The 21226-nt window shown below is 48.3% G+C and carries 24 protein-coding genes; 2 read left to right on the forward strand and 22 right to left on the reverse strand.

The genetic code is table 11. The annotated features are described in order from the left end of the window. The first annotated feature begins 190 nt into the window (after positions 1-190). The gene (gene clpP / locus CEF20_RS12695; protein ID WP_100332293.1) at positions 191-787 is read left to right on the forward strand and encodes an ATP-dependent Clp endopeptidase proteolytic subunit ClpP; all 597 of its coding nucleotides are present in this window, start codon (positions 191-193) and stop codon (positions 785-787) included. Between the two features lie 111 nt (positions 788-898). On the opposite strand, the gene CEF20_RS12700 is transcribed toward clpP, so the two are convergent. From CEF20_RS12700 to CEF20_RS12775, 15 genes are all read right to left on the reverse strand, one after another. Further along, on the reverse strand, positions 899-1162 hold the full coding sequence (locus tag CEF20_RS12700; protein ID WP_100332294.1) for an HPr family phosphocarrier protein: 264 nt from the start codon (positions 1160-1162) through the stop codon (positions 899-901). Positions 1163-1186: 24 nt separating this feature from the next. Next, on the reverse strand, positions 1187-2137 hold the full coding sequence (gene whiA, locus CEF20_RS12705; protein ID WP_100332295.1) for a DNA-binding protein WhiA: 951 nt from the start codon (positions 2135-2137) through the stop codon (positions 1187-1189). Between the two features lie 41 nt (positions 2138-2178). Then, positions 2179-3150 (reverse strand): gluconeogenesis factor YvcK family protein, encoded by a 972-nt coding sequence (locus CEF20_RS12710; RefSeq protein ID WP_269799230.1) that lies wholly within the window; start codon positions 3148-3150, stop codon positions 2179-2181. Beyond that, positions 3147-4040 (reverse strand): RNase adapter RapZ, encoded by an 894-nt coding sequence (rapZ, locus tag CEF20_RS12715; protein ID WP_100332864.1) that lies wholly within the window; start codon positions 4038-4040, stop codon positions 3147-3149. The genes CEF20_RS12710 and rapZ overlap by 4 nt, the downstream gene beginning before the upstream one ends. 26 nt (positions 4041-4066) lie before the next feature. After that, complete coding sequence (locus CEF20_RS12720; RefSeq protein ID WP_100332296.1) at positions 4067-4525, reverse strand: 8-oxo-dGTP diphosphatase; 459 nt, start codon at positions 4523-4525, stop codon at positions 4067-4069. 604 nt (positions 4526-5129) lie between these two features. Next, a complete protein-coding gene (gene trxB / locus CEF20_RS12730; protein ID WP_269799231.1) occupies positions 5130-6083 on the reverse strand; it encodes a thioredoxin-disulfide reductase in 954 nt (317 codons plus the stop codon). Positions 6084-6186: 103 nt separating this feature from the next. Then, on the reverse strand, positions 6187-7701 hold the full coding sequence (locus tag CEF20_RS12735; protein WP_100332299.1) for a tetratricopeptide repeat protein: 1515 nt from the start codon (positions 7699-7701) through the stop codon (positions 6187-6189). A gap of 123 nt (positions 7702-7824) precedes the next feature. Further along, entirely contained in the window at positions 7825-8463 is a 639-nt protein-coding gene (gene hisIE, locus CEF20_RS12740) for a bifunctional phosphoribosyl-AMP cyclohydrolase/phosphoribosyl-ATP diphosphatase HisIE (RefSeq protein WP_198508530.1), read from the reverse strand. Beyond that, positions 8460-9218 (reverse strand): imidazole glycerol phosphate synthase subunit HisF, encoded by a 759-nt coding sequence (gene hisF, locus CEF20_RS12745; RefSeq protein WP_100332300.1) that lies wholly within the window; start codon positions 9216-9218, stop codon positions 8460-8462. The genes hisIE and hisF overlap by 4 nt, the downstream gene beginning before the upstream one ends. Beyond that, a complete protein-coding gene (gene hisA / locus CEF20_RS12750) occupies positions 9219-9947 on the reverse strand; it encodes a 1-(5-phosphoribosyl)-5-[(5-phosphoribosylamino)methylideneamino]imidazole-4-carboxamide isomerase (protein ID WP_100332301.1) in 729 nt (242 codons plus the stop codon). Beyond that, positions 9944-10567 (reverse strand): imidazole glycerol phosphate synthase subunit HisH, encoded by a 624-nt coding sequence (gene hisH, locus CEF20_RS12755; protein WP_100332302.1) that lies wholly within the window; start codon positions 10565-10567, stop codon positions 9944-9946. The genes hisA and hisH overlap by 4 nt, the downstream gene beginning before the upstream one ends. Continuing rightward, complete coding sequence (gene hisB, locus CEF20_RS12760) at positions 10568-11164, reverse strand: imidazoleglycerol-phosphate dehydratase HisB (RefSeq protein ID WP_100332303.1); 597 nt, start codon at positions 11162-11164, stop codon at positions 10568-10570. A gap of 5 nt (positions 11165-11169) precedes the next feature. Further along, the gene (gene hisD, locus CEF20_RS12765; RefSeq protein WP_100332304.1) at positions 11170-12450 is read right to left on the reverse strand and encodes a histidinol dehydrogenase; all 1281 of its coding nucleotides are present in this window, start codon (positions 12448-12450) and stop codon (positions 11170-11172) included. 4 nt (positions 12451-12454) lie between these two features. After that, on the reverse strand, positions 12455-13090 hold the full coding sequence (gene hisG, locus CEF20_RS12770; protein WP_100332305.1) for an ATP phosphoribosyltransferase: 636 nt from the start codon (positions 13088-13090) through the stop codon (positions 12455-12457). Then, positions 13081-14274 carry an ATP phosphoribosyltransferase regulatory subunit gene (locus CEF20_RS12775; protein ID WP_100332306.1) on the reverse strand — a complete coding sequence of 398 codons (1194 nt, stop codon included), beginning with the start codon at positions 14272-14274 and terminating at the stop codon, positions 13081-13083. Before CEF20_RS12775 ends, hisG begins: the two co-directional genes overlap by 10 nt. A 204-nt stretch (positions 14275-14478) precedes the next feature. On the opposite strand from CEF20_RS12775, the gene CEF20_RS12780 reads away from it, so the two are divergent. Further along, positions 14479-15378: an SDR family oxidoreductase gene (locus tag CEF20_RS12780; RefSeq protein ID WP_100332307.1), complete on the forward strand. Its 900-nt coding sequence runs from the start codon at positions 14479-14481 to the stop codon at positions 15376-15378. Positions 15379-15440: 62 nt separating this feature from the next. Here the strand turns inward: CEF20_RS12780 and CEF20_RS12785 are convergent, their stop codons facing one another. From CEF20_RS12785 to CEF20_RS12815, 7 genes are all read right to left on the reverse strand, one after another. Next, on the reverse strand, positions 15441-15935 hold the full coding sequence (locus tag CEF20_RS12785; protein WP_100332308.1) for an acyltransferase: 495 nt from the start codon (positions 15933-15935) through the stop codon (positions 15441-15443). Further along, positions 15932-16588, reverse strand: coding sequence for a pyrophosphatase PpaX (gene ppaX, locus CEF20_RS12790; protein WP_100332309.1), 657 nt, complete (start codon positions 16586-16588; stop codon positions 15932-15934). Before ppaX ends, CEF20_RS12785 begins: the two co-directional genes overlap by 4 nt. Further along, positions 16585-17535 carry a nucleoside recognition domain-containing protein gene (locus tag CEF20_RS12795; protein WP_100332310.1) on the reverse strand — a complete coding sequence of 317 codons (951 nt, stop codon included), beginning with the start codon at positions 17533-17535 and terminating at the stop codon, positions 16585-16587. Before CEF20_RS12795 ends, ppaX begins: the two co-directional genes overlap by 4 nt. A gap of 25 nt (positions 17536-17560) precedes the next feature. Further along, positions 17561-18373 carry a prolipoprotein diacylglyceryl transferase gene (gene lgt, locus CEF20_RS12800; RefSeq protein WP_100332311.1) on the reverse strand — a complete coding sequence of 271 codons (813 nt, stop codon included), beginning with the start codon at positions 18371-18373 and terminating at the stop codon, positions 17561-17563. A gap of 18 nt (positions 18374-18391) precedes the next feature. Next, positions 18392-19327, reverse strand: coding sequence for an HPr(Ser) kinase/phosphatase (gene hprK, locus CEF20_RS12805; protein ID WP_100332312.1), 936 nt, complete (start codon positions 19325-19327; stop codon positions 18392-18394). Between the two features lie 337 nt (positions 19328-19664). Next, the gene (locus tag CEF20_RS12810) at positions 19665-20030 is read right to left on the reverse strand and encodes a phage holin family protein (RefSeq protein WP_100332313.1); all 366 of its coding nucleotides are present in this window, start codon (positions 20028-20030) and stop codon (positions 19665-19667) included. A 15-nt stretch (positions 20031-20045) separates the two neighbouring features. Continuing rightward, positions 20046-21194 (reverse strand): DUF4097 family beta strand repeat-containing protein, encoded by a 1149-nt coding sequence (locus CEF20_RS12815; protein WP_100332314.1) that lies wholly within the window; start codon positions 21192-21194, stop codon positions 20046-20048. Between the last annotated feature and the right edge of the window lie 32 nt (positions 21195-21226).

Raw genomic sequence — 21226 nt, forward strand, 5'->3', positions numbered from 1 at the left:
TTTGCCGGAGACAGCCTCTCCTGCGGTTTTTCACCGGTTTAGCAGGATTTCAAGTGGGTATAATAGAAAACTATGTAGAGATTGATGCTGCAGCAAACAAATCGTTTGACCTTCATTGACCATCACTGTATGATAACGATACATACGATTTTTTTCATTAAAAATCATTTTCATTTAAGGAGGAAGGAACATGAATTTAATCCCTACCGTTATTGAACAAACGAACCGCGGGGAACGTGCTTACGATATTTATTCCCGTTTATTAAAAGACCGCATTATTATGCTTGGAAGTGCTATTGACGACAATGTAGCCAACTCCATTGTTTCTCAGCTGCTGTTCTTGGAGGCCGAAAACCCTGAAAAGGATATCTCCATCTACATTAACAGCCCGGGCGGAAGCATTACGGCAGGAATGGCAATTTATGATACGATTCAATTCATCAAGCCGGACGTGCAGACGATCTGCATCGGCATGGCTGCCTCTATGGGCGCTTTTCTTCTAGCTGCCGGAACGAAAGGCAAGCGCTACGCCTTGCCGAACAGTGAGGTTATGATTCATCAGCCGCTTGGTGGCGCCCAAGGTCAGGCGACGGAAATCGAAATTGCCGCCAAGCGCATCTTGTTCTTGCGTGAGAAGCTGAACGAAATTCTGGCTGAGCGCACCGGACAGCCGCTTGAAGTCATTGCCAAAGATACAGACCGCGATAACTTTATGACCGCTAAGCGTGCGCTTGAGTATGGTTTAATCGACCATATCCTGACGCGCAATGAGCTGCCGGAAAAATAATCGTATTCAAAGAGTGATCCTGCTGATGGCGGGATCGCTTTTTTCATGTGCTCATACCGACAAAAGACCTGAATGACAAGAGATGCTCTCCGGTCATCCAGGTCTGTGTTATTAATAGCTGCCCTCTTCCTCTATAAAAGCCGTTAAGGCGTGCAGGGCTTCTTGTTCATCCCGTCCATCAGCAGAAATCGTAACGGGACAGCCGCGGCTAATCGCCAGACTCATGATCCCCATTATGCTTTTGGCGTTCACTTTTTTCCCTTCTTTTTCTAAATGAATAACAGAAGAGAAATGATTGGCCCGCTGTACGAACATGGCTGCTTGCCGGGCCTGCAGTCCCATCTTCAACTGGACTTCCGTTGTTTTTTCGACCATTTTTTCTCCTCTTTTCTCCGTTTCTTACTTGCTTGACAGCGTTTCGCTCGCCCGAAGCTTTTCGGCAATTTCATCAATTTTGCGCAGGCGATGATTAATGCCGGATTTGCTGATCTTCCCGCCCGAGACCATCTCGCCAAGCTCCTTTAGCGTGACATCCTGATGCGTGACCCGAAGCTCGGCAATTTCCCGCAGTTTATCAGGCAGCACCTGCAGACCGACCGTCGATTCTATATAGCGGATGTTCTCCACCTGGCGCAAAGCCGCGCCGATTGTTTTATTTAAGTTAGCGGTTTCACAGTTCACGAGCCGATTGACCGAGTTTCTCATATCCCGGAGGATGCGGACGTCTTCAAAACGGAGCAGCGCGCTGTGTGCACCGATGATAGTCAGAAACTCTGTAATCTTCTCTGCTTCTTTCAAATACGTGATAAATCCTTTTTTTCTTTCAAGGGTTTTGCTGTTTAAACCGAACGAGTTCATGAGATCGCTGAGCGCGTCATTATGTTCTTTATAAAGCGAAAAGATTTCTAAATGATAAGAGGAGGTTTCCGGGTTATTAACGGATCCCCCCGCCAGAAAGGCTCCCCGCAAATAAGCGCGGCGGCAGCATTTTTGAGCAATTAGCTCCGGTGAAATATTATGAACGAAAGAGAATCCCTTCTCGATGATATCCAAATCCTCTAAGATATCCCTTGCTTTTTCCTTTAGGCGAACGATGTAGACATTATTCTTTTTTAACCTCATCTTTTTGCGAACGAGCAGTTCTACTTCTATGTCATAGTTTTTCTTGATCAACACATAAATTCTTCTGGCGATCGCCGCATTTTCAGTCTGTATATTGACAACAAGCAAGCGGTTTGAAAATGAAAGTGATCCATTCATGCGAATCAGCGCAGACAGCTCTGCTTTAGCGCAGCAGCCTTCGCTTTCTAGCGCGGTCAGTTCTTTTTTGGTTTCAGAAGCAAACGACAATCGAGCCACCTCCCTATCTCTGAGATGCCCGTTCACGACAGCTAAGGGTTCATTGTTTCCGGAATCAGCTGGAATAGAATATCCGCTACTTTATTCGTATTGTGGCGGATCACACCGCCTTCACGGATCGCGATTTCATCTAAAATCGTGTGAAGGCCAAGCGACTTCAGCTCCTCCACATCATACACGACCGGTTTGGACTGCTCTTCCTTATATTTCTCTTGAATGTGGTCTGGAATCGAGTCTTTATTTACCAGGATGGTGTCCATAAAGGCGCAAGACATATGATCATATATCGCTCTCACATGGTCGCCGGCGGTAAAATCCAGCGTTTCACCCGCTTGTGTCATTAAGTTGCAAATATAGACCTTCTTCGCTTTAGCGCTGCACACTTCCTCTCCAATTCGCGGAACGAGCAAATTGGGCAGGATACTCGTGTATAGGCTGCCAGGACCGACGATAATCAAATCAGCTTCCTGAATAGCGCGAATCGTTTCCGGCAGCGGCTGGATATCGTCGGGCGTTAAAAAGACCCGTTTAATCTTCTTCCCGGAGTAAGGAATCTTAGATTCTCCCGATACGATCGTTCCATCTTCCATTTGCGCATGCAGAACTACACTTTGATTGGCCGCTGGCAGCACTTTTCCGCGCACGTTGAGCACGCGGCTCATTTCCTGAACCGCATGCCCAAAGTCGCCCGTAATCGATGTTAGGGCGGCAATCATCAAATTGCCGAGCGAATGGCCCGACAGCTCATTTTTTGTACTGAACCGGTGCTGGAACAGCTTCTCCACTAACGGCTCCACATCGGATAAAGCGGTTAGCACATTGCGGATATCCCCGGGCGGAGGGATGTTCAGCTCTTCGCGCAGACGCCCGGAGCTTCCTCCATCATCGGCTACAGTCACAACGGCCGTTAAATCGATGGGATGCTTCTTTAAGCCGCGAAGCAAAACAGACAGGCCTGTTCCCCCGCCGATAATGACGACTTTCTTTTGTGCATGTATTTTCATTTCGCTGATGCCTTTCTTTTTTTTATGTCGCGGTGGGTGATGCGCGTTTCATAATCCTTGGAGAAATGCTTGCCGATATATTCGGTCAAAGCGACAGAACGATGCTGTCCTCCGGTACAGCCGATCGCGATCACAAGCTGCGACTTGCCCTCCATTTTATAATGAGGAAGCATAAATGTCAGCAAATCCAGCACTTTTTCCAAGAACTTCTGCGTATCATTCCATTTTAACACATACGTGGCCACATCCCCATCAAGCCCGGTGCGCGGCCGCATATGATCAATATAATGCGGATTAGGCAAGAAGCGGACATCGAACACGAGATCTGCATCGATCGGCAGGCCATGCTTAAAGCCAAATGACATAACATTGACAGTGAAGATCGCTTTCTTATTGAGCGAAAACTCTGCTACGATCTTTTCTCGCAAATCCCGCGGCTTCAGCGCAGATGTATCGTAAATAAATTGCGCGCGACCTTTCACATCCTCCAAAAGCTCCCGTTCTTGACGAATGCCTTCTAGCGGCAGACCGTTAGGCGACAGCGGATGAGAGCGTCTTGTTTCCTTATAGCGGCGGACGAGCACCGAGTCCTCTGCGTCGAGAAACAGCACTTTAGGCGTCACGGAAGACATATCCGCTACCTCATCAAGCGATTTGATTAAATGATCGAAAAATTCCCGGCCGCGCATATCCATCACCACGGCCACTTTATTCATTTGTGTGCCTGCATCTTTCATCAATTCAAGAAACTTCGGCAGCAAGGTTGGCGGCAAATTATCCACGCAGTAAAACCCTAAATCTTCAAAGCTTTGAATCGCCACCGTTTTGCCTGCCCCGGACATTCCTGTAATGATGATCAGCTGTACATCTTTTCCCGGATTATGACTCATGCTCATTCCCCTTTCTCTCCTCTTTTTCAGCTCGGGTCTAACCGATAGGAAAGCAGTTCAAAATCAGGGGTATATGTAAATGCTCCATAGATGATGCCCGTTCCATGAACCATGTACTCAAGTATATGACGATCCCCCTCCGCCATCGGAAGTTCCTTTAACCGATCGACTGAATGCCATTCCAAAGAACCCTCTTCACATTCCTTAATAGACACACCGTCACTTTCCTGAGCAAAGAATGTGAACATCATCCATTCTGAAATGATTTCCTCTCCGTCTTTAATGATGAACGTGAAGATGCCTTTCACGCAGGGATTGCGCAAATAAATTCCCGTTTCTTCCCGGTATTCCCGAATCACCGCGTCCCGGATGGATTCTCCCGGCTCCATCTTTCCGCCAGGAGCCACCCACCAATTGCGGCGGGGCTTTTTCAGCAACAATACCTTATCATTCTTTAACAGTAAACAATTTGTTACACGCTGCACACTTATCACCTCTAGGCAAAAAAGACGAGCCACCATAGGACACAGTCGTCACTTAACCTGTTTTTCTTATTATACTATGTTTTCATTCCCCGTCTCAATGCCTGCTCATTTCGAAAAAGGCTATTTGAACTTCCCCGCTTCGTATTCTTGTGCATTCAAGCGCGGTACGAAATAATGACCAAGAATCGCTTCGGCTTATTGTGGTTTTCCGCAAATTACGGGCAGACAAGTCCTCTATTCCAGTCATGCCGCGGTTTTTCGGCCATTTCGGAGGAGTGATGCAGACAATGTGCCCTTGCCTTAGGGAATGGATACATGGCGTTGTTTATTCAGGGTCCGAAGGCGAGAATATCCTCCCTGTTTCGTTGAGAAAGAGGCGTCCTCGTCTGTTAAAGATAAAAAAAGGAGGTCATCCTGACTGGCCTTTTACCGATTGGTGCATGGACTGCAAATCGGAGCTCGCCGCATATCAGGACAACCTCGTCTATAGGGATATAAGTTAAATTACTTAGGGGGTGTATCAGACTGCTGTTATTAGTATAGCGGAAATTTATTTCAGACTTGTTACGCCGCGATTAACAGTCCATTAAAGTTGTCTTGAAGCCTATGCCTCCACGCCGAGCTCTTCCTTCAGCTCTTCCACGTAATGCTGCGCAGACTGCGCGGCAATGCTTCCGTCTCCAGTCGCTGTGACGATTTGGCGCAAGGTTTTTTCACGTACGTCACCCGCTGCATAAATTCCTGGGATTTTCGTTTCCATTTGATCGTTGGTCACAATATAGCCGGACTCATTGGTAATGCCGAGGCTTTCGAATGGTTTCGTCAGCGGCACCATCCCGATGTAAATAAACACGCCATCGGTCGCAAACTCCCGCTCTTCTCCGTTTTCCGTAGAAACGAGTGTGACGCTGCCGACTTTTCCGTCTTTTTCATTGATTTCCTTTACGGTATGGTTCCAAATGAAATCAATTTTTTCGTTTTTGAAGGCGCGGTCCTGCAAAATCTTTTGCGCGCGCAATTCGTCACGGCGATGAACGATCGTTACCTTCTTCGCAAAGCGAGTTAAATACGTGCCTTCCTCGACCGCCGAATCTCCTCCTCCGACAACTACGAGCTCTTTGCCTTTAAAGAACGCTCCGTCACAAACCGCACAATAAGAAACCCCGCGGCCGCCGAGTTCTTTTTCGCCGGGAACGCCGATTTTTTTGTATTCGGCACCTGTTGCAATAATGATCGAACGCGCTTTAAATTCTTTCGATCCGGCTTTCACCGTTTTGTATTCTTTGCCGTCCACAATTTCCTTAATGTCGCCATAGGCGTATTCCGCTCCGAACTTTTTAGCGTGGTCAAACATTTTCGTAGAAAGCTCAGGTCCAAGAATATGGTCATAGCCTGGATAATTCTCTACTTCTTCTGTATTGGCCATTTGTCCGCCGGGAACACCCCGCTCGATCATCAAGGTGGATAAATCGGCGCGTGACGTATAAACAGCCGCTGTCATACCGGCCGGGCCGGCACCGATAATAATGACATCATAAATTTTCTCTTCTGCCGTCAAAATCAGCCACTCCTTTTTCCATAGTTTAAAAATACCCTAAATCGTATTTTTTATTCTATATCCATATCCTAATAAACAAGCAGCTTTTCGTCTAATGTTATGCTCACTCAAGTTGCTCTCTCACCAATTTAAGGTATTTTCTCAACGTTGAAAGAGCAATGCCATACTTTTCCGCAAGGAGGGCCTGCGATGTTTTCTCATCGCGAAACTTGCGCCATACATATTCGGTTGCTGCCGCAAAAGCCAGCGGATTTTTCATGCGCGAGCTTCCGTTGGCCACTTCACTGTAAATGGTGAACCAAAGCATGAGCAGACCTGCTTCTTCCGCTCCAATCGGCTGAAAGTGCTTCATGAGTATCAGTGCGGTTTCATGAGCCAGATCAATGCGTGCTTCCGCTTTCAATTTGCTGTCTATCGGCATCCCGAGAACATCCGCTAAATATATTTTTTCCCTAAAAGCGAGAGATTCAATCTCACAAAAATCAGGATGGCTCATTACCTGTTTTTGATCTTCTGCCAGCGAAAACAAAAAAATGCCCAATAGGCGCTCTTCTTCATATTCGCTGTTTAAGCGGTTTACGATCGAAGCGGGATGATGCTCTAATCCTTCCGGCTTCCGCTTTCCGATGTTCCATGGCTCCAGCCCCTCTTTTTCCGGGTTTTCTTTCAGCACGTATTTCCAGGCGTTTCTGGCTGCTTCTTCACGCCCCGTAAAATAAGCCGAATAAGAAAGCCAATAATAAAAGGCCGGATCATCGCCAAATCCTCTCTTGTGCAGCTTTTTCAGCCAGCGATAAGCTGGTTCATATTGCCCGATTAAGGCGAGCGTTGCCCCCAGCTTAAATTGCTGGTCAGACATCAGCGGCTGAATTTTCTTCAGCACTTCCACCAGCTGCTTCAGCAGGCCATATTGCTTTTCATAGTACGTAAAGACGGCCAGATTGCACAGCGCATGCAAATTGCCCGGGCTCTTCTCAAGAACGCCGTCCAATACAGCATGCGCCGTTTCGATATTTCCTAAATAAAAATGGGCAAGCGCTAAATTATTATGAGCCGACCAAAAGTCGGGGTGCTTTTCAATAATCGCTTCCAGGCGTTCAATCGCTTGTTCGAAGCTTCCGCCTTCCAGCAAATAGCGGGCTTCTTCCTGCATCGTAATTAAATCTTCCTGTTCATACAGCTCCTCAAGCTCTTCGTCGCTGTCCAACGCGATTAATTCCAGCAAATCCTCCGCTGCTTCTCTAAACTCCCCGCGCTCATCTTGCTCTAAATATTGCTTAGCATGCTTCAGCGCTTCCTTGAACATACCCATATAGGCATAGTTGTTGGCCAAAAAATAATGGCACTCGCTGATTCGCGGATCTAAATCTTCCAGCACAAAATGAAGCAACCCGTTTGATTGCTCATAGTTGCCGAGTTCTGTTTCAACAAAAGCCAGCTGGCAGGCGATCATTGGCTCAAGCGGGTCAAGATCCATCGCCCGCGACAGGTATTTCTTCGCCTTCGGCAGTTCTCTTTTGCGCAGTGCTTTTAATCCTTTTGTATAATAATACTCACCTGTCGGCAAAAAGGATATGACTTTCCCCTTTTTCTCCCGTAGCTTTGAGTTTTTTCTCATCTAAATCCTCCGAGCGTTCGTAATTAACTTATGTAGTATATCACAGTTAGCGGGGATCCGTTAATAGGGGAGACGGCGAAAATGAGGAAAAAGCGAGGCTTTCATTAGCCTCGCTCTCCTGTTTTATTTGCTTTTTTCTTCGTGGCGTTTCGCCAGTACGCCGAGTACATCCGCAAGCTCTACTTTTTGTTCGCACAGCAGCACGAGAAGGTGATAAAGCAGATCAGCCGCTTCCCACTGCAGCTCATCCTTATCGCGGTTCTTAGCCGCAATAATCACTTCCGCCGCCTCTTCACCAACTTTCTTTAAAATTTTGTCAACGCCTTTTTCGAATAAGTAGGTTGTATAAGCCCCTTCCGGACGATTCTCTTCTCTTTCCGCAATGACTTCCTCCAGCTTGTGCAAAATCGTATAGGGAAGAATCGCGGAAGCCTCCTCTTTATGCAGCGATGTGTCAAAGCAGCTCGTATTGCCAAGATGGCAGGCAGGACCTGACGGCTGGACCAGCACGACAAGTGAATCGGAGTCGCAGTCGGTCTTTATATTCACGACTTGCTGTGTATGGCCGCTCGTTTCTCCTTTATGCCACAGCTTTTGGCGGGAACGGCTAAAGAACCATGTTTCTCCCGTGTCGATTGTTTTCTGCACGGATTCCTTGTTCATATACGCCAGCGTTAATACTTCATAGGTATAGGCATCTTGAACAATAGCGGGAATTAAACCTTTTTCATCAAATTTCAGCTCACTGACATTCACATTCATCTTATGTTCACTCCTCGGCCTTTTAAAAAGCTCTTCACTTCAGCTACGCTCGTCTCTTTGTAATGAAAAATGGAAGCAGCCAGCGCAGCATCGGCATTTCCTTTTGTAAATACTTCGTGAAAATGCCGGGCATTTCCTGCACCTCCGGAAGCGATAACCGGAACGGCAGCAGCTTCACTGACTGCTTTCGTTAAAGCAATGTCAAACCCTTGCTTCTCCCCATCGCGGTCCATGCTGGTCAGCAAAATTTCTCCAGCGCCAAGCGCCGTCGCTTCTTTCACCCAAGCGATCACCTCACGATCCGTTGCTTGCCGGCCGCCGTGAGTATAGACGCGCCATGAACCGATCTCCTCATCCCATTTCGCATCCACCGCAAGGACGATGCATTGTGAACCGAAATATTCTGCCCCTTCTGTGATCAGCTCGGGACGCAGAACGGCTGCTGTGTTGACGGAAACCTTATCAGCGCCGGCGCGGAGCATTTTTTTCATATCCTCCAGAGAGTGGATGCCTCCGCCGACTGTGAACGGAATCGCTAATTGAGAAGCCACATCTTTCACGACTTCGACCATTGTTTTTCTTCCTTCATGAGAAGCGGAAATATCAAGAAATACCAGCTCATCCGCTCCCTGCTTGTCATAGATCTGCGCTAATTCAACCGGATCCCCGGCATCGCGGAGCTGTACGAATTGAATGCCCTTCACCACCCGGCCGTTTTTGACATCCAGACAGGGAATGATGCGTTTTGTAATCATTTAATTCACCTCTTTCAATGCCTCGCGGACGGTAAACTGTTTCATGTAAATCGCTTTGCCGATAATCACTCCGCTTACGCCGTCCGGCTCATGCGCCCGCACTTTCCGCAAGTCGCTTAAAGAGCTAACGCCCCCGGAAGCAATCACTTGCCGCCCCGTTGCCCTGGCCAACTCTGCCACCGCCTTGATATTAGGTCCCGTTAGCATGCCATCGGTCGCAATATCGGTGAAAATAAAGGTCTCCGCGCCGGCAGCCGCCAGTTCTTTGCCGACATCGACTGCCTTTTTAGAGGATGTCTCCAGCCAGCCGTGCGTCGCAACATAGCCGTCTTTAGCATCCAGTCCAATTGCAATTCTTTCCCCATACTTTCCCAGCCACTCTTTCACAAGCTCCGGCTGGGAGATCGCGAGACTGCCAATAATGATGCGGTCAATGCCGTTATCCAAATAATGGCGCACATCTTCCTCCGTGCGGATGCCACCTCCGATCTGCACTTTCACCGGCAGTTTTTGCGCCGTGTCAATAACAAAGCGGTCATTAATGCGCCTTCCATCTTTTGCTCCATCCAGATCCACCATGTGAATCCACTCAGCGCCTTCATCCGCAAATTTCTGAGCCATGTGAAACGGATTCTCTCCATAAATCGTTTCCTGACTGTAATCTCCTTGCGTTAACCGGACGCATTTGCCTCCGCGCATATCAATTGCCGGGTAAATAGTAAAGCTCATATGACTGCCTCCGATCGCTCCATCGCTTTTGCAAAATTCTTTAATAACTGCATGCCGGCAGTGCCGCTTTTTTCCGGATGAAATTGCATGCCGACTACATTTCTCTTACCGACAATCGCCGGAACTTCCACCTCGTATGCCGCGCTTGCGAGCAAATCCTCCCGCTGCATTTCACTGGCATAATAAGAATGAACAAAATAAACAAACCCTTCTTCGATGCCATGAAGCATCGGAGAACGCCGATGAAACCTCAGCTGATTCCATCCCATATGCGGCACCTTCACCGAGCCTTCCGGAATGCGTGTCACCCGACCTTTTAAGAGCCCTAGACCTTCATGACAGCCATTCTCTTCACTTACCTCAAATAATAGCTGCATTCCGAGACAAATGCCGAGAAGAGGACGGCCGCTGTTTGCGTAAGCGGTAAGGAACTGATTAAGTTTCTTTTCCTTTAACAGCGCCATCGCATCTTTGAAGGCGCCGACTCCCGGCAAAATAATCCCTTTCATCTGCTTCAGTTCTTCTTCTGAGTCACTGATGATACAAGGAATTTGCAGGCGCTCCAGCGCTTTATAGACACTAAATAAATTTCCCATCCCGTAGTCGACAATGCCGATCATTTATAACATTCCTTTCGTAGACGGCACACCTTTCACCCGCGGATCTACCATCGTAGCTTCGTCGAGCGCGCGCGCCATCGCTTTAAAAACGGCTTCAATCATATGATGAGTGTTATATCCGTAATGAATAATGACGTGCAAATTGATCCGCGCTTCAAGCGCCAGTTTCCAGAGAAATTCATGAACTAGCTCCGTATCGAACGTACCTGCTTTTTGGGATGGGAAATCACCGCCGCGCATTTCAAAATGAGGCCGGTTGCTTAAATCAACGACTACTTGAGCCAGCGTGTCATCCATCGGCACGAAGAAACTGCCGTAGCGCTTAATTCCTTTTTTGTCACCGAGCGCTTCTCTCAGGGCCAGCCCGAGACAAATGCCGATGTCTTCTGTTGTGTGGTGATCGTCCACCTCCACATCCCCGTCACATGTAAGCGTGACATCAAACTGTCCATGTTTAGCAAATAAATCCAGCATATGATCCATAAACGGCACGCCCGTATGAATATCGGCTCGTCCTTCCCCGTCTATTGAAAACTTCAAGTCAATTTTCGTTTCATTTGTATGACGCTGTATCTCCGCCGAACGCTTTCGTCCCATCTGATTCACCTCATTTGCTTATTCTTCGCCCGAGCCTCAACAGCTCGCGCATGTGCTTCAAGCCCTTCTAGCCGGGCAAATGCGGCTATCTTTTCATGATTAGCCGTAAACGCTTGTTCGCTGTACATGATGATGCTTGATTTTTTCAAAAAGTCATCGACGTTCAGCGGACTGGAGAAGCGTGCTGTTCCATTTGTCGGCAGTACATGATTAGGACCGGCAAAATAATCGCCAACCGGTTCAGAGCTGTAACGGCCAACAAAAATCGCTCCCGCATGGCGAATGTCTTTGACTGCCTCTAATGCATGATCAGTGATGATTTCCAAATGTTCCGGAGCCAGCTGGTTGATTGTCTCAATCGCTTCTTCTAGATCTTTCGTGATATAAATGGCTCCGTAATTTTCAATCGCCTCTTGAGCAATGTCTTGGCGCGGCAATGTTGGCAGCTGCTTATCTATTTCCTTGGCCACCGCTTCAGCGAGCGCCGGCGAAGGCGTCACAAGGATGCTGCTCGCCCGCGGATCATGCTCTGCCTGCGATAATAAATCGGCCGCAACCTCCCGGGGGTCCGCACTGTCATCAGCCAGCACCGCAATCTCGCTTGGCCCTGCGATCATATCAATATCTACATCGCCAAACACCTCCCGCTTAGCGAGCGCCACATAAATATTTCCCGGGCCGGTGATTTTGTCCACCCGCTGAATCGACTCTGTTCCGTAGGCAAGTGCTGCCACCGCCTGAGCGCCGCCTACTTTGTAGATTTCTTTGACGCCGGCAATATCGGCTGCGACGAGCACACCTGCGGGCAGCTTACCATCCGGACCCGGCGGTGAAACCATCACGATCCGCTGCACGCCCGCGACCTTCGCCGGCAGTACATTCATCAGCACCGAAGAAGGATAGGCCGCCGTTCCCCCGGGCACATACACGCCCGCTGAATCAAGCGGCGTGATTTTCTGCCCGAGCAGAGAGCCATTTTGATCCGTATACATCCAGCTTTCCTTTAATTGCTTCTGATGAAATCGGTAAATGTTCTCAGCTGCTTCCTGAATAATTGCCACCATTTCTTCAGGTATCTCCTCATAGGCTTGGCTGATTTCTTCTTGTGTCACTTTCAAGCTGATTAATTTAGCCCCGTCGTAGGTCTCCGTCAGCTTCCGCAGCGCTTCATCTCCTTGGTCGCGAACCATTTGGATAATGCGCTGAACTGCGGACCGCTGCTCTTCTGTGCCGCTATCAACGGAGCGCTTTAATGTCAGCTCACTTGTTACTTTCTGAATGTTCATAGGCTTACACGACCTTTTCTGAAATAATCTTTGTCAGCCGATCGACGAGCAGTTGGATTTCTCCGGCTTTTATTCGATAGCTGACCGGATTGACGATCAGCCGCGATGTGATGCCGACAATAGTTTCATATTCGACTAACCCGTTCTCCTTCAAGGTTCGGCCGGTGGAAACAATATCGACAATCCGGTCGGACAATCCGATTAATGGCGCAAGCTCGATCGAACCGTTTAATTTAATGATTTCCACCTGCTCTCCTTGCTCCCGGAAATAAGTGGAAGCAATATTCGGGTATTTCGTGGCGATCTTCGGCGCGACTTCATTCATCGACGTATCCGGCAAACTAGCAACCGCTAAATAGCAGGGGCTGATTTGCAGATCCAACAGCTCATACACATCTCTTTCTTCTTCAAGCAGCACGTCCTTTCCCGCAATTCCAAGATCGGCAACACCATGTTCCACGTACGTCGCCACGTCCATCGGCTTTGCTAGAAAGAAGCGCAAATTTTCCTCCGGCACTTCAATAATCAGCTTGCGCGACTCAGCGAATTCAAGAGGCAGCTGATACCCCGCCTTACGCAGCAATTCCGCCGCTTCTTCAAAAATCCGCCCCTTCGGCATCGCAATTGTTATCATTGACATTCGCTCTTCCCTCCATTGCCCGCTTGCCCTACATAGAAGCTCACATTCTGACAGACGCTAGTAAAACGATCGACATCCTTCACGCCCGCTAAATCCTGCAAAACGACGTTTTTTCCTTGCTGCCGCAGCTTAGCCGCGGCAGCAATCGCTTCCTTGCGCCGCTCTTTGCTGAATAAAAGACAATGAACGCCCTCTAGATCCGCCAATTTTCCTATGGCTTCAAGCAGATAGTCCACGCGCACACCGAATCCGGTAGCGCTCGCCGGCTGTCCGAATTTTTCCAGCAAATTGTTATATCGACCTCCGTTGCCAAGCGGATAGCCAACGCCCTCCGCATACGTTTCAAATAAAAGCCCGGTATAATAGCTCATATGACTGACAAGGGATAAATCAAATTGGACATATTGATCAATTTCATAGTCTTTTAACAAATGAATCAGCTGACGCAGCTCTTCAATGGCATCCTTGCCCGCTTCCCCCTCCATGAGCCGGCCGGCTTTTTCTAAGCATTCTTCCCCGCCGCGCAAAGACAGAAAATCAAAAAGACGCTGCTTATCAATGGAGGATAGCGCCAGCGCGCGCACATGCTCGCGATAGCCAACGTAATTTTTTTCGTATAAATAGCGGCGCAATGTGCTGGCCCGCTCTTCCGTTCCGAGTATTTGGCTAAACAGCTCTTCAACAAAACGGATGTGGCCAATCGACACTTGAAACCGCTTCAGCCCTGTTTTTTTCAGCGCCGAGACCATTAATGCAATAACCTCCGCATCTGCACTCATCGTCCCATCTCCGATATTTTCCACGCCGATTTGGTCAAACTCTGCCGCCCGTCCACCTTCCCGCTGCTGAGCGCGATACACTTTTGCAGCATACGCCAAGCGCAGCGGCACTTGCTCTTTCAGTAGCTTAGAAGCGGCGACCCGGGCGATGGGCGTCGTCATATCCGGCCTCAGCACCAATGTGTTTCCTTGCTGATCCAGCAATTTAAACAGCTGATTTTCCAGAATTGCCGAAGCGGAGCCGACAGTATCGTAGTATTCCAATGCCGGTGTTTCAATCAACCGGTACCCCCAGCTTCTCATTTGCTCAGCAATCGAAGAGATCAATTGATGCTTTGTCTCATAAAGGTGAGGAAGTGCATCCCTCATCCCGACTGGTTTTTCAAACATAAATAATTTGGACATTGTTATCACCCAATCGCTTTTATTTTCAAAATACTTTAGTTCGCTAATATGGTAACATGATGAAGTTGTTAGTAGTGTAACGCTATCCAAAGCCGGCGTCAAGTGAATTAACAGAATCTTTATAATAAAAAGGCACATATGTTTATTAAATTTGCTCAAGGGTACACAATCTACTGTAAAACTTTTATAAAGGAGCGAGATCTTATGGCTTATTCTGAAGAGAACGATCCTAGAACAAAATATTATACCCAAGAATTCCCGAAACAATATCAGGAGCCGCCGGCCTTGCAGATGAAAATGAAACCTAAGCCTGACTGCGGTGAAGAAAGCTATATCGGTTCAGGAAAGCTAACTGGAAAGAAAGTGTTAGTGACTGGAGGAGATTCAGGAATCGGCCGTGCTGCCGCGATCGCCTATGCACGAGAAGGAGCGGATTTGGCGATCAACTATCTGCCTGAAGAACAGCCGGATGCTGAAGAAGTAAAAAAACTAATTGAGGCAGAGGGAAGAAAAGCGGTGCTGATTCCCGGCGATTTAAGCAGCGAAGATTTCTGTAAGGAACTGGTCGATCAAGCCTACCGCGAGCTCGGCGGATTGGATGTACTGGCATTAGTCGCCGGCATGCAGCAGGCGGTGGAAGATATCTCGGATCTGCCAACGGAACAGCTCTATAAAACATTTGAAGTCAACTTATTTTCTCTTTACTGGATCGTGAAAGCCGCGCTGCCTCACTTGCCAAAAGGCGCTTCCATTATCACTACCTCCTCTGTGGAAGGCTATAACCCAAGTCCGATTCTTTTAGATTATGCCGCGACAAAGCACGCCATCATCGGCTTTACAGTCGCGCTCGGCAAGCAGCTGGCGCCGAAAGGAATTCGCGTCAACTCCGTAGCCCCAGGCCCTATTTGGACACCGCTGCAAATATGCGGCGGGCAATTAAGCGAAAACATTCCGAAATTCGGTCAGGGAACCCCGCCGACGCCGCTAAACCGCGCCGGACAGCCGGCGGAATTAGCAGGAGCCTATGTTCTCTTAGCTTCTGACGAATCCAGCTACTCTACTTGCCAAGTGTACAGTGTAACCGGAGGAATGCCTACGCCTTAAGTTTGACCGTGCGGAACGGAACGTCCCTCCTTTGAAAAAAAAATCCTTTTAAGCTTGCGGGCTTAAAAGGATTTTTCTGTGCGTTCTTTTATTTGCATGGGATTGCCGCCGGCAAACGCACCGGGCGGCACGTCGCGATGTACGAGCGTGGCCGCTGAGACAATGGCGCCGTCCCCAATCGTCACTCCCGGCAACACTGTGCAGTTAGCGCCAATCATAACATTGTCGCCAATAATTACCTTGCCGAGGCGGTATTCATCAATTAAATATTCATGCGCCAAAATGACGGTATTGTAGCCGATGATTGAATTGTTTCCGATCGCAATGTACTCCGGAAACATAATGTCGGGCACAACTTTGTAGGCCAGCGCTGTCCTGCTGCCGATTTGCATGCCGAGAAACGTCCGATACAGCCAGTTTTTCAGCTTCATCGACGGCATCAAACGGCCGGCTTCAATCACCGCTGTGTTTTTAAATGTTTTCCAAAAAGAGACCGTTTTGTAAACATTCCAAAGCGAGTTGGCTCCCTCAACTTTGTACCGCTTCGTTCTTCTCATCTGCCGGCCGTTCCTATTTCTAAAATATCCAAAAGATCCGCCATCGAATCCAGCATATAATCCGGGTGAAAGGATTGCAGGAACTCCTTCCCTTTCACTGACCAGGATACGCCCGCTGTCTTCGTGCCGGCATTTTTCCCGCCGTTGATATCATGGTAATTGTCACCGATCATCAGCGCCTCCTCCGGCTTGGATCCGAGAGCGTTCAGCGCTTTTTGCAGCGGTTCGGGATGCGGCTTCGGATGCTTCACATCATCGAGCGCCACGATCACGTCAAAAAAAGGATAGAGATTCGTCAGCTTCAATCCTTTTATGACTGTATCCCGCATCTTCGTGGAAACAATCGCCAGCTTGTAATCATTTTCTTTCAATGTGCGAACCGTTTCAAATACGCCGTCAAACTGCGTGACGAGCGCATCATGATTCGCTAAATTATAGGCTCTGTACCGCTGAACCATTTCTTCCGTGCGCTCCGGGTCGATGTTGGAAAACGTCTCGACAAGTGTTGGCCCCATAAACGGGTAGACATCCTCCCGCTTATACCGGTTCGGATAATAATGATGGAGTGTGTGCAAAAAAGAAGAAATAATCAATTCATTCGTGTTGATTAATGTTCCATCTAAATCAAACAATAAAGTAGTCAAGTTCTTCATGTCAGTGTGGCTTCCTTTCCTTGGGCGATTTCAACCCGTCTCCAAATGATGGAGACGACAAGCGTAAGCAATACAGCGACGGTCAAGCGAATGAGAAATAAAGCGAGCAGCGTCCATCCTGTAAGCCCAAGCGGAATAAAGATGAGCGTATCCTCAACAATCGCGTGGCAGGCAACCAAGAAGATGAATGCGATCGTGACGTCCTTGCGGCTGACGCCATCCTCTTTCACTGCCTGAATCATAACAGCTGAACCAAAAGCAAGCCCAAATAACAGGCCGGCTGCCAGCGTAGTCGACGTATTTTCTCTCATGCCGAGCATTCGCGTCACCGGTGCCATCCAGCGGGAGAATACATCGAGCCACTTTAAATCCTTTAATAGTTGGATGACCACCATTAGCGGGATAACGATCAGCGCCAGCTGGAAAACACCATATCCCGCCTTCTCTAAACCGAGCAGCAGAATATCCGCCCACCCATCCCGAGCTGCCGACTGTGGAGGAGCCATGCCAAACTGCGCCGCTTCCCCGCCTCCCTTCCAGATGAGATGGATGACAATGGCCGACAGCGCGGCCAGACCGAGCCGGACAGCGATCATAAGCGAAATCCTCACCCCAACCTGAGCTGCCACGCTCGATTCAATCAGTAAATTATGTGAAAAAGACAGCATCACCGCTAAGATAAATACTTCTTTGACCGTTAAATCCAGCGACAGCATCGCGCCGATTCCTGCGTATAAATTCAGGAAGTTTCCGAGCACAAGCGGAATAGATGCGTCTCCCGACAAGCCAAAAATGCGCATTACGGGGCTGATTAATTCCATCACCCACGGCAAAAGCGGCGTAAACTGCAAAACGGTCACAAGCAATGTAATCGGAAAGATAATTTTCCCCAAATTCCAAGTTGTTTTTCCCCCAGCAACCAAACCGTTTTTCAATGTTTCCCTCATTTGTCACCATCCCCTATGCTTGCTTTTACTGCTTTCCAGTCTCGTTGTACGGAACTTGAGCCGCTTTCGTCTTACGGCGAACGATGAAGATCACGGCCGCTGCGATAATTAAGCTGATCGAAACCACTTGTGCCATTCGCAGAGATCCAAGCATCAGACTGTCAGTGCGCAGCCCTTCAACAAAAAAGCGGCCGGCGGAATACCAGATCACATAGGTTAAAAAGAGTTCACCGCGCTTTAAAGGTGCTCTCCTTAATCCGATTAAAAGAATAAATCCAAGGAAGTTCCAGATGGATTCATAAAGAAATGTCGGATGATAGTACTGGCCGTCTATGTACATTTGATTGATGATAAAGTCCGGCAGCGCTAAGCCTTCTAAAAACGATCGCGTCACTTCCTCGCCATACGCCTCTTGGTTGACGAAATTTCCCCAGCGACCTATAGCCTGACCGAGCAGCAAGCTGGGCGCTGCAATATCTGCAAGCTTCCAGAAGGAAATATTTTTCGCCCGCGAATAGACGATAGCCGTTGCCACAGCACCGATGAGCGCGCCATGAATAGCAATGCCGCCATTCCATATTTTAATAATATCCCCCGGGTGCTGCGAATAGTATTCCCATTGAAACAGAACATAATAAATGCGCGCACAAATGATAGAAATCGGAATAGCCCAGATTAATAGGTCGGCAAATGTATCTTTCGGCAGTCCCAAGCGCCGCCCTTCTTTTTTTGCTAAGTAATAGCCGAGCGCGATCCCAGCGCCGATAATCAGTCCATACCAATGGACCTGAAGCGGCCCCAGATCCATTGCAATCGGATTTAGCGGATAACCTTCCATCTTTTTGCTCCTCTCTATTTACAATTGATCATAATCCTTTTCACTGATGACACTAGCCAATTTATCGGTAAATTCTTTAGCGGTGTTAATGCCAAGCCCTTTCAAGCGGAAGTTCATCGCCGCCACTTCAACAATCACGGCTAAATTCCGGCCCGGACGGACAGGCAAGGTGATTTTCGTAATTTCCGTATCAATTATTTTCATTTTATCTTCTTCAATCCCCAAGCGGTCATATTGCTTTTTAGGATCCCATATTTCTAAATGAATGTTCAATGTGATCCGTTTATGCCCTCTGATCGCTCCGGTTCCAAACAAGGTCATCACGTTAATGATGCCAAGCCCGCGAATTTCCAGCAAGTGCTCGATTAATTCAGGTGAACTGCCAATAAGGGTGTCGTGATCCTCCTGCCGAATTTCCACGCAATCATCAGCTACGAGGCGATGGCCGCGCTTCACTAGCTCCAGAGCGGTTTCACTTTTTCCAACGCCGCTTTGGCCTGTTATTAACACACCAACCCCGTAGATATCCACGAGCACGCCGTGCACAGCCGTAGTGGGAGCCAGCATACTTTCTAAATAATTGGTCAGACGGCTGGAAAGGCGCGTCGTTGTCATTTTCGATCGCATTAATGGCACGGTATAGCGCTCCGCCGACACGATCAGCTCTTTCGGCACGTCCAAACCGCGGGCGATAATGATAGCCGGCGTCTTTACATCACACAGTCGCTCTACGCGCTCTTGCTTCTCTTGCGGACTCAGCTTTTCAAAAAAAGTAAGCTCAGTCATGCCCAGAAGCTGCACGCGCTCCGCCGGATAATAATCGAAAAATCCGGCAAGCTCCAGCCCGGGCCGCGAAAGATCGCTCGTTGTAATCGGACGGTGAATGCCTTCTTCTCCGCTTATCAGTTCTAAATTAAATTTCTCTAGCAAATCCTTTGTGCGAACTTTAGCCAAAATGTCTTCCTCCTCAACTGGCAGTCTGCCTCTATTGTAACATTTTTTCGCTGCTCCATTGCATTCTTCTATTCAAAACCAGCTTGCTTATGTTAGATCCGATAAGCCACCGTATTAATGGATTCGCAGTGATTGTTCCTGCGGCTTGACTCTATGATTATAGTGAGGAGGGATGATGATCGACGCCGGACATAGCTGGAACATCGCCGGCAATATGCACAAGCGATTGCCAAAGCCGTAGCCCGCGTGTACCGGCTATAAAAAAATAAGGCGGATGCTTGCAAGCATCCGCCTCAGACTTTCAGTAAATCATTTGCGGAGGCTGGCTTCCATGAAGTCAGCCTCTATTATTTGGAGTTCCTTTATGAAAAATGGTTAATTGCAAAATAAGATTCACAAGCGCCATCATCACAGCGATTAACAGGGCCATGCCAAACCCTGAAATGTCAAACCGGCTTCCCATAATGCCATCTGTCAGCTGCAGGGTCAAGGCATTGACTACAAACAGAAACAAACCGAGCGTCACAAACGTAATCGGCAGCGTCAGAATAATAAGAAACGGGCGAACAAGCACATTCAGCAGGAAAAGAACGGTGCTGGCAATGAGAGCAGAACCAAATCCAGCTACTTTCACGCCGGGAAAATAGCCGGATAAGGAGACAAACAGCACCGCATTAATGAAAATGCCCAGCAGCCATCTCATCAGCTTCCGCCAGCCTTATTCCAGCACTTCTGGCGGCTCTTCGCTTGTTTCATCCGGAACCGCTGATGTTTTCACCGCAATGGAGCCTGTCTTCGTTCCCGCTTCAATGGTCACTCGCTCCAGTGCTTCTCTTTCGCTTTCAAAATGAACGAATTTTTGAACTGTTTCTTCTTTTTCCGTCACTTTTTTCATTCCTTGTTCGGGAAGCTGCAGCGAACCGAGATTGGTGCGCAATTCCCCTTTCATCGCCATGTTTTCCGGCACGTACACTTCGATGTTTCCCGTTACCGCCTGCGCTTTCACCGTATGAGCAGCTTGCGATTTAATATCGCATAAAATATTGCCGTTAAAAGATTGGATGTCGGTATAGCCGACCGAACCGACCACATGAATCGCTCCGTTAAATGAATTAGCAGCTGCTTTCTTGCTTTGGCAGTCAATGAAGTAAATCGGACCATTGCCGGTTTCACCTTCAAAGTCTTCCAGCCGAGAGCTTCTGACTTCAATCTGGCCGTTGGCGGTTTTCACATCAAGCTCCTGCATGATCGCGTCCTCCACCCGGAAGGATCCGTTAAACAGCTTCACGGACACTTCACCAATCGCCTCTTCAGGCACGTATAGCACAGTGTCAACCTTCATCAGCTTCAAGCCCACTGAAAAAGACAGTTTATGATCGCGGGCATAGAATACGCTATTTTTAATAAATGACTCGCGCGCTTCATCTTCCTGATCGGCCCCGTATACCTTCACTTGACACTCGGCTTTTACTCCGTCTTCTTTCCACGGCTTCATAACAAAATTGCCGTTGGCGATTTCCGCTTTAATTCTTGCTGGCGAAAAAGCTTTCTCCTCAAACACATGGGAAAATTCTACGGCTTTCCCTAAAGGAAATTCGAAATCTTTCAGTCTTTGAACTGTCGATTGAATGAATTGAAACAATTTATCCTTCGGCTGGCTGCCCGCACTTTCCGATGACTGCCATTGCTTTTGGCTGCTGAATTTCTGTCCCAGCCGAACCAGTTCATCCAAAAAAGAATCTCTTCGCTCTCTTTGAACGCCGGGCTTCGGCTGCTTTTCCAGCGCCTCCAATAACGTCACAGCTTCACTCGCTGAAATGACGCCCGCTTCTACCATTTCCAGAATCCGCTTCTTCTCTTCGTTCATTTCAAGCCCTCCAATTAGATGAAATTGACTCT

This window comes from Bacillus xiapuensis, from assembly GCF_002797355.1.
GTDB classification, from domain to species: Bacteria; Bacillota; Bacilli; order Bacillales; family Domibacillaceae; genus Bacillus_CE; species Bacillus_CE xiapuensis.